Source organism: Pseudomonas sp. JH-2 (genome assembly GCF_036231725.1).
Lineage (GTDB): Bacteria > Pseudomonadota > Gammaproteobacteria > Pseudomonadales > Pseudomonadaceae > Pseudomonas > Pseudomonas delhiensis.
In genome coordinates this window covers 1-7,187 of record NZ_JAZAQP010000093.1, presented here as the reverse complement: position 1 = coordinate 7,187, position 7,187 = coordinate 1, and the positions used below count along the sequence as shown (strand labels likewise).

The window sequence follows — 7,187 nt, the reverse complement described above, 5'->3', positions numbered from 1 at the left end:
GGCAGTCGTGTTTCGGGTTGACGCCGTTCCCTCTCCCCAGCCCTCTCCCGCAAGCGGGAGAGGGGGCCGTTCGGCGTTGTTGGGGCGTTCGGTGTCAGCCTGGAACATCGGTTCGAATACGCAATCGTAGGGCGCATAACGCCCCAAGCGTTATCCGCCGTCGGCCCCACACCAGGCCCACCGGCGGATAACCGCGAACGGTTATTCGCCCTACGCCTGACCGAAATCCGCTGCCGTCGGCCCCCACACCAGACCCACCGGCGCGACCCTGCTTGCCCCTCAGTTCAACTCGACCTTCTCCCCCTTCGCACTCAACTGCTCGAACGCCTGGTCCAGGCGCTGGCGGAGTTGTTCCGCATCGGGCGTACGGCGGGAGACGATGAGCTTGAGCGGCAGGCGGTAGAGGGTGTCGTAGGCCAGCGGTGGCAGGCCGGCGGCGTTGCGGGCTTCTTCGACCGGGGCCTGGTAGTCCAGCAGGTAGTCGCCGCGGTCGCGCAGCAGCATCTGCAGCGCTGCGTTGTGGGTGGTGGTGCGGTGCACCTCCAGGTTGAGGCCGGGGTCGTCCAGCAACTGGGTGGCGGGCCGCCAGTAGCTGTAGCCGCTGATCAGGATCACCCGGCTGCCGGCCAGCCCCTGGGGCAGGTGAGGCGCGGGTTGGGAGGCCAGGCGATAGAGGTTGAGGGTGACCTGGCCGAGCACGTGCTCGCACTCCAGGGTGCTTTCGGCCAGCTCGGGCTTGCCGGGCGCCCCGGCCCACAGCTGGACGCTGCCGTCGCGCAGGCCCTGATAGAGGCGGGCACTGGGCAGGGCCCGGAGCTCGGCGCGGTAGCCGGCCTGGCGCAGCAGCTTGCGGATCAACTCGGCCCCTTCGCCCTGGGTGCTGCCGTCATCGTCGGTATAGATGTACGGCGGGAACTCGTAATAGCCGACCGCCAGCGACTGGGGGCCACCGGCAGGGCCTGGCAGGGCATGGGCCAGTGACGCCGGAAGCAGCGACGAGGCCAACGGGAGCAGGAGTTTCTTGAGCATTGCTGCGCCGCACCTTTATCGTTCTTGTGTTGGTGTCTGCATTGAGCATGAGTCGCCAACCGGGGCTTGTCCAGTCCGTGGCCGGCAAAGCGGCGGCGACATTCCCGGGCTGCGACCAGCGGCACACGGAGCGGCCGGCGCAGCCTTCGCCGCGCTCCCCCGGGGCTATGCTTGAGGGGCGCCCGGCACCGCCGCCGCGCCTGGCCGAGGGCTCCGCACATGCCACGCAAGGTCTTTTCCAGCAAGGTCTACCTGCACAAGACGGTCCTGGTGACCGGCGGTTGCTCGGGCATCGGCCGTGCGCTGGTCTTGCGTTTCGCCCAGGCGGGCGCCCGGCCGGTGATCCTCGACCTGGACCAGGCCGCGCTCGACAGCCTGGTGCATCACCTGCAGCAACACCTCAACGTCGAGGCCCTGGGGCTGCGTTGCGACATCACCGACCCCGCCGCCGTGGAGCAGGCCGTGGCCGGGGCCATCGAGCGCTTCGGCGGCATCGACGTGCTGGTCAACAATGCCGGCATCACCCACCGCAGCCTGTTCGCCGAGACCGACCTGAAGGTGTTCCAGCGGGTGATGGCGGTGAACTTCTACGGCGCCCTGCATTGCACCCGGGCGGCGCTGCCCAGCCTGATCGCCCGCCAGGGGCAGATCGTCGTGCTCAGCTCGCTCACCGGCTTCGCCCCCTTGCTCTATCGCAGCGCCTACAACGCCAGCAAACACGCCCTGCATGGCCTGTTCGACACCCTGCGCATGGAGCTGGAAGGCACCGGCGTCTCGGTGACCCTCGCCTGCCCCGGCTTCACCGCCACCGACTTGCGCAAGAACGCCCTAGTCGGCGACGGATCGGTGATCCGCCAGCCGGCCGCGGTCCTGGGCAGCGAAGTGGCCTCCCCGCGCGACGTGGCCGAGGCGATCTACCAGGGCGCCCTGCAGCGCAAGCGCTTGCTGGTGCTGTCCAACGTCAACTGGCGCGCGCGCCTCCTGGCCCGCTACTGCCCCCGGCTATTCGAACGCCTGCTGGTGCCGCGCATGTCCGGGCTGAAACCGGGCCAGCGCTGAGCCGCTCCCCTCAGTGGCTGTGCGGTACGGCCTTGCCCAGGTCCTAGAAGGTGGCCTCGACCTTGTGCCCGTCCGGATCGCGGACGAAGCAGCCGTAGTAGGGTTCGCCATAGTGCGGGCGCGGGCCCGGCGCGCCGTCGTCGTGGCCGCCATTGGCCAGGGCCGCGGCGTGGAAGGCATCCACCGCTTCGCGGCTGTTGGCGATGAAGCCTATGTGGGTACCGTTGCCGACACTGGCCGGCGCACCGTCCAGCGGCGTCTGCACCCAGAACTCCGGGAACTCGCGGCCATAGGCCACGGCGCCGGGATGCTCCATCACCCGGCGGCAGCCGAGCGTGGCCAGCACCGCGTCATAGAAGGCGCGGGCACGGTCGTAGTCATTGGTGCCGATGGATACGTGGGAAATGCAGCTCGGCGGGATGAGGTCGTCGCTCATGGCAGCTTCCTGGCGCGGTCGGGAGGGACAAGGTTAGCCGCCCGCGCCGGAGTCTGCCTCAGGCTTCCTCGCGCTCCGGGCCGAGGATGTAGATGCGGTAGGCGGCGACGGTCAGCAGCAACTGGAAGAAACCGCTGAGGGCGCTGAGCGCCAGGCTGTAGCCGAGAGCGTTCTCGCTCAGCTGCTCGATCCAGCCCTGCAGGGCCCAGGTGGGGGCGAGGATCACCAGCACGGTGGTGAGCAGCAGGAAGAAGTGCCCGCCGGTGAGGCGGAAGCTCTCGCGCATGGCGTCGATCGGCCGCAGGCCGCGCTTGACCAGCAGCACCTCGGCGAAGGCCAGCTTGATCATCACGTAGATGCCCGGCAGCACCATCAGCGACAGGCCGATGACGATCAGCAGCGAACTCAGCGCCGAGAGCAGGGCGAAGGCCGGCCACAGGCGCAGCGCCGCGCGCCACAGCTCGCCGACGCCGCGCTGGCGGCCCTCGCCGAAGTCGACCAGGTAGAGCAGCAGGCTGGCGGTGTAGATGGGGTAGAAGATCAATCCGGCGGCCATGCCCCAGGGCGCGAACTGCTGGGAATTGGCGGCCATGCTCAGCTGCTGCTGGGTGAGCGTCTCCAGGACGATCCAGGGCAGGCAGAGCGGCAGCAGCGTGCCGATGTGGCGGCTGAAGAAGTACCAGGTGTCGCGCAGGATGGAGATGGGATTCATCGGCTCGTCTAGAAGGCCAGGTGGCAATCGACTCTAACCCAAGCCCGACGGCCCAGACCAGAGCCCCCGATAGCGCGGATGAAGAAGATTTCATCGACCGGAACTTGTTTTTTCGCCGGCCGATCCAATCTTGTGATCGTTCCCACCCCCGGTGCTCACTCGAGGCCCCAGATGAATTCCGAAGAGCAAACCCTGATCGATGGCCTGTTCACCCGCCTGCAGGAAGCCGAGCGGCAATCCGCGCCGCGCGACGCCCAGGCCGAGGCGCAGATCAACCAGCACCTCGTGCGCCAGCCGGCCGCGCCCTACTACATGGCGCAGGCGATGCTGATCCAGGAAGCGGCGATCAAGCGCCTGGACCAGCGCGTAAGGGAACTGGAAGCCCAGGTCGCCAGCCTGCAGCAGAACCGCCCCAGCAGCGGCGGCTTCCTCGCCGGCCTGTTCGGCGGCGGCCAGCGCGAGGCGGCGCCGCAGCCGCAACAGGCACAACAGCGCCCGGATGGCTGGGGCCAGACGCGCTTCTCCCAGCCCGGCGGCAATGCCGGCTACGCCAGCAACCCCAACGACTTCCGCCCCGCCGCGCCGCAGGCTGCGCCCGCCCAGGGCGGCGGCTTCCTGCGTGGCGCCCTGCAGACCGCCGCGGGCGTGGCCGGCGGCATGGTGGTGGCGGACCTGCTGACCAACATGTTCCACCACTCGCAGCCGCAGGAAATCGTCGAGGTGATCCAGGAAGAGGTGCCGGCCGAGCAGCCCACCGGGCTGGACGACTCCGGCCAGTCCTTCCTCGACGGTGATCGCTATGCCGACAACGGCTTCACCGACACCAACTACGACGATGGCGGCTTCGCCGACGACTCCAGCTTCTTCGACGACGACGGCGACATGTTCAGCTGAGTGGATGCCCCACGCCGACGACGCGGGGCTGGCGGCGCGGCGGTGGGCTGCGATAATGCGCGCCCACCGCCTGATCCGGAGCCGCCGTTGAAAACCCTCGCCCTGTTCGCCGATGTGCAGAACCTCTACTACACGGTTCGCCAGGCCTACGGCTGCCATTTCAACTACGCCGCCCTGTGGGCCGAGTTGAGCCGCGAAGGCCGCATCGTCGAGGCCTACGCCTATGCCATCGACCGTGGCGACCCGCGCCAGCAGCAGTTCCAGCAGATCCTCCGCAACCTCGGCTTCGAGGTGAAGCTCAAGCCCTACATCCAGCGCAGCGACGGCTCGGCCAAGGGCGACTGGGACGTGGGCATCACCATCGACGTGCTCGATGCCGTGGCGCGGGTGGACGAGATCGTCCTGTGCTCCGGCGACGGCGACTTCGACCTGCTGCTGCAACGCGTCCGCGCCCAGGGCAAGGCGGCCACCGCCTATGGCGTGCCCGGCCTGACCGCCCAGGCGCTGATCCGCTCGGCGACGCGCTACGTGCCCATCGAAGGCGAGCTGCTGCTGCGCCACTAGCGGCTACAATGCCGGCCATTCCACCTTCCGTTGCGTGAGTGCTCCATGACCTTCGCCGCCCTCGGCCTGATCGAACCCCTGCTGCGCGCCCTCGACGGCCTCGGCTACCAGAACCCGACCCCGGTGCAGGCCCAGGCCATCCCGGCGGTGCTCAAGGGCCGCGACCTGCTGGCCGCGGCGCAGACCGGCACCGGCAAGACCGCCGGCTTCGCCCTGCCGCTGCTGCAGAAGCTGCTGCAGGAAGGCCCGCAGGTGGCCGCCAACTCGGTGCGCGCCCTGGTGCTGGTGCCCACTCGCGAACTGGCCGAGCAGGTGCACGACAGCTTCCGCGCCTACGGCCAGCATGTGCCGCTGCGCACCGCAGTGGCCTACGGCGGGGTGAGCATCAACCCGCAGATGATGAAGCTGCGCAAGGGCGTCGACGTGCTGGTGGCCACGCCCGGCCGGCTGCTCGACCTGTACCGGCAGAACGCATTGAAGTTCGGCCAGCTGCAGGCGCTGGTGCTGGACGAGGCCGACCGCATGCTCGACCTGGGCTTCGCCCGCGAGCTGGAAGAGGTCTTCGCCGCGCTGCCGGCGCGGCGCCAGACCCTGCTGTTCTCCGCCACCTTCTCCGAGGTCATCCGGCAGATGGCCAAGGGGCTGTTGCGCGACCCGCTGACCATCGAGGTGGCACCGCGCAACACCGCGGCGAAGACGGTGAAGCAGCACCTGGTGCCGGTGGACAAGAAGCGCAAGGCCGAGCTGTTCCTGCACCTGCTGCACAGCCGGGGCTGGCGCCAGGCCCTGGTGTTCGCCAAGACGCGCAAGGGCGTCGACGAACTGGTCGGCGTGCTCCAGGCCGAAGGCATCGCCGCCGACTCCATCCACGGCGACAAGCCGCAGCCGGCGCGCCTGCGCGCGCTGCAGCGGTTCAAGGACGGCGAGGTGGACTTCCTGGTGGCCACCGACGTCGCCGCCCGCGGCCTGGACATCGACCAGATGCCGCTGGTGGTCAACTTCGACCTGCCGATCGTCGCCGAGGACTACGTGCACCGTATCGGCCGCACCGGCCGCGCCGGGGCCAGCGGCCAGGCGCTGTCGCTGGTGTGCGCCGACGAGGTGCAGCAGTTGGCGGCCATCGAGACGCTGATCGGCCAGACCCTGCCGCGCCGCGAGGAAGAGGGCTTCGAGCCGGACCACCGGGTGCCGCAGACCGTGCCCGGCGGCCAGGTGCTGAAGAAGCCGAAGAAACCCAAGCAGCCCAAGGTGCCCGAGGCCAAGCCAGGCAAGATCCACCTGGGCGACCTGCTGGCCGACAAGCCGCAGGTGAAGGCGGTGCGCAAGGCGCCGGGCTTCGCCAAGGCGCCGGCGGGCAAGGGCAAGCCGAAGGGCCGCTGAGGGGCGGGGCGCCTCGTGCTGGTGCGCCGGCCCGCTGGCCTTCGCGCTGCGGGCCGCGGCTGGCGGGCTTTCAGGATACTGGCGCAAAACCTGCATTTCCGTGCGGAATCCTGAACGCCTATAGTGTGTGCACCGCGCACACAACAAGAACGACAGCCTATGCGCCACAAGGAACTCAAAGCCTGGACCGGCGGGCTTGCCCAGCTGCTCCCGCTCGCCCCCGGACGCCCGCGCCTGCTCGGCCTCAGCCAGTGGCTGCAGCAGGCCTGCCCGGTGGACCACTTCGTGCTCTTCGTCTACGAGGGCAACCACCGCCCGCTGGACCTGTTCGACACCTTCCCGGCGGACGTGCGCCACGTCTACGTGCAGGACTACCAGGTCGGCCCCTACCTGCTCGACCCCTTCTACCTCGCCTGCACCCGCAACCAGGCGCCGGGCCTGTGGCGCCTGCGCCAGTTCGCCCCGGACCACTTCTACCTGGGCGAGTACTACCAGACCTACTACCAGCAGACCGGCCTGACCGAGGAGATCGCCTTCTTCGTCGATCTGGCCGGCGGCGCCAAGGCGGTGCTGTCGCTGATGCGCAAGGCTTCGAGCCCGGCCTACAGCCGCGACGAGATGCAGTTGCTGGACTGCGCCCGCCCGGCGGTGGAGCAGGTGGTGCGCGAGGCCTGGGAACTGCGCCGCGCCCAGCCGCGCCCGGCGCAGGACCTGGACTACAAGATCCGCGAGGCCTTCGACCAGTTCGGCGCGCAGCTGCTCACCGCGCGCGAGCAGGAGATCGTCCAGCTGCTGCTGCGCGGCCACTCCAGCGCCTCGGTGGCCGAACAGCTGGACATCAGCCCCGGCACGGTGAAGATCCACCGCAAGAACATCTACGCCAAGCTCGGCATCGGCAGCCAGTCGGAGCTGCTGGGCCTGTTCATCCGCGAGCTGGCCGGGCAGGACGATGCCGGCGAGATGCGCGCCACGGGCTGATAGCCCGCGCCATGCCCATGTAGGAGCGCGCCCTGCGCGCGAAATCGCGGGCAGGGCCCGCTCCTATGTATGGACTCACCCCCACCGTCAACCCGCTTTTGAACAGAGGAACCCGATTGCATCTATGTATTAGGC

8 protein-coding genes are annotated in these 7,187 nt (G+C 69.1%); 5 read left to right on the top strand and 3 right to left on the bottom strand.

What is annotated here, in order from left to right:
• Nucleotides 1-279: 279 nt before the first annotated feature.
• On the bottom strand, nucleotides 280-1,029 hold the full coding sequence (locus VV867_RS30660; protein WP_109934616.1) for a substrate-binding periplasmic protein: 750 nt from the start codon (nucleotides 1,027-1,029) through the stop codon (nucleotides 280-282).
• Between the two features lie 219 nt (nucleotides 1,030-1,248).
• Between VV867_RS30660 and VV867_RS30655 the strand changes: the two genes are divergently transcribed.
• Nucleotides 1,249-2,088: an SDR family oxidoreductase gene (locus VV867_RS30655; RefSeq protein WP_328568411.1), complete on the top strand. Its 840-nt coding sequence runs from the start codon at nucleotides 1,249-1,251 to the stop codon at nucleotides 2,086-2,088.
• Between the two features lie 43 nt (nucleotides 2,089-2,131).
• Here the strand turns inward: VV867_RS30655 and VV867_RS30650 are convergent, their stop codons facing one another.
• Together VV867_RS30650 and VV867_RS30645 are read right to left on the bottom strand one after the other, a co-directional pair.
• Nucleotides 2,132-2,524, bottom strand: a complete 393-nt coding sequence (locus VV867_RS30650; RefSeq protein ID WP_328568410.1) for a VOC family protein — start codon at nucleotides 2,522-2,524, stop codon at nucleotides 2,132-2,134.
• Nucleotides 2,525-2,582: 58 nt separating this feature from the next.
• On the bottom strand, nucleotides 2,583-3,236 hold the full coding sequence (locus tag VV867_RS30645) for a YciC family protein (protein ID WP_009615681.1): 654 nt from the start codon (nucleotides 3,234-3,236) through the stop codon (nucleotides 2,583-2,585).
• Between the two features lie 171 nt (nucleotides 3,237-3,407).
• Here VV867_RS30645 and VV867_RS30640 point away from each other — a divergent pair, with 171 nt between their 5' ends.
• From VV867_RS30640 to VV867_RS30625, 4 genes are all read left to right on the top strand, one after another.
• Nucleotides 3,408-4,130, top strand: a complete 723-nt coding sequence (locus tag VV867_RS30640) for a DUF2076 domain-containing protein (protein ID WP_328568409.1) — start codon at nucleotides 3,408-3,410, stop codon at nucleotides 4,128-4,130.
• An 87-nt stretch (nucleotides 4,131-4,217) separates the two neighbouring features.
• Nucleotides 4,218-4,694 (top strand): LabA-like NYN domain-containing protein, encoded by a 477-nt coding sequence (locus tag VV867_RS30635; RefSeq protein WP_328568408.1) that lies wholly within the window; start codon nucleotides 4,218-4,220, stop codon nucleotides 4,692-4,694.
• A gap of 45 nt (nucleotides 4,695-4,739) precedes the next feature.
• Nucleotides 4,740-6,074 carry a DEAD/DEAH box helicase gene (locus tag VV867_RS30630; protein ID WP_328568407.1) on the top strand — a complete coding sequence of 445 codons (1,335 nt, stop codon included), beginning with the start codon at nucleotides 4,740-4,742 and terminating at the stop codon, nucleotides 6,072-6,074.
• 159 nt (nucleotides 6,075-6,233) lie between these two features.
• Nucleotides 6,234-7,052 (top strand): helix-turn-helix transcriptional regulator, encoded by an 819-nt coding sequence (locus VV867_RS30625; RefSeq protein ID WP_089389824.1) that lies wholly within the window; start codon nucleotides 6,234-6,236, stop codon nucleotides 7,050-7,052.
• Nucleotides 7,053-7,187: the final 135 nt, after the last annotated feature.

Coding starts and splice junctions, on each gene's coding strand:
- VV867_RS30645 (WP_009615681.1), bottom strand. CDS start 3,236: ATGAATCCCATCTCCATCCTGCGCGACACCTGGTACTTCTTCAGCCGC.
- VV867_RS30660 (WP_109934616.1), bottom strand. CDS start 1,029: ATGCTCAAGAAACTCCTGCTCCCGTTGGCCTCGTCGCTGCTTCCGGCG.
- VV867_RS30625 (WP_089389824.1), top strand. CDS start 6,234: ATGCGCCACAAGGAACTCAAAGCCTGGACCGGCGGGCTTGCCCAGCTG.
- VV867_RS30650 (WP_328568410.1), bottom strand. CDS start 2,524: ATGAGCGACGACCTCATCCCGCCGAGCTGCATTTCCCACGTATCCATC.
- VV867_RS30630 (WP_328568407.1), top strand. CDS start 4,740: ATGACCTTCGCCGCCCTCGGCCTGATCGAACCCCTGCTGCGCGCCCTC.
- VV867_RS30640 (WP_328568409.1), top strand. CDS start 3,408: ATGAATTCCGAAGAGCAAACCCTGATCGATGGCCTGTTCACCCGCCTG.
- VV867_RS30655 (WP_328568411.1), top strand. CDS start 1,249: ATGCCACGCAAGGTCTTTTCCAGCAAGGTCTACCTGCACAAGACGGTC.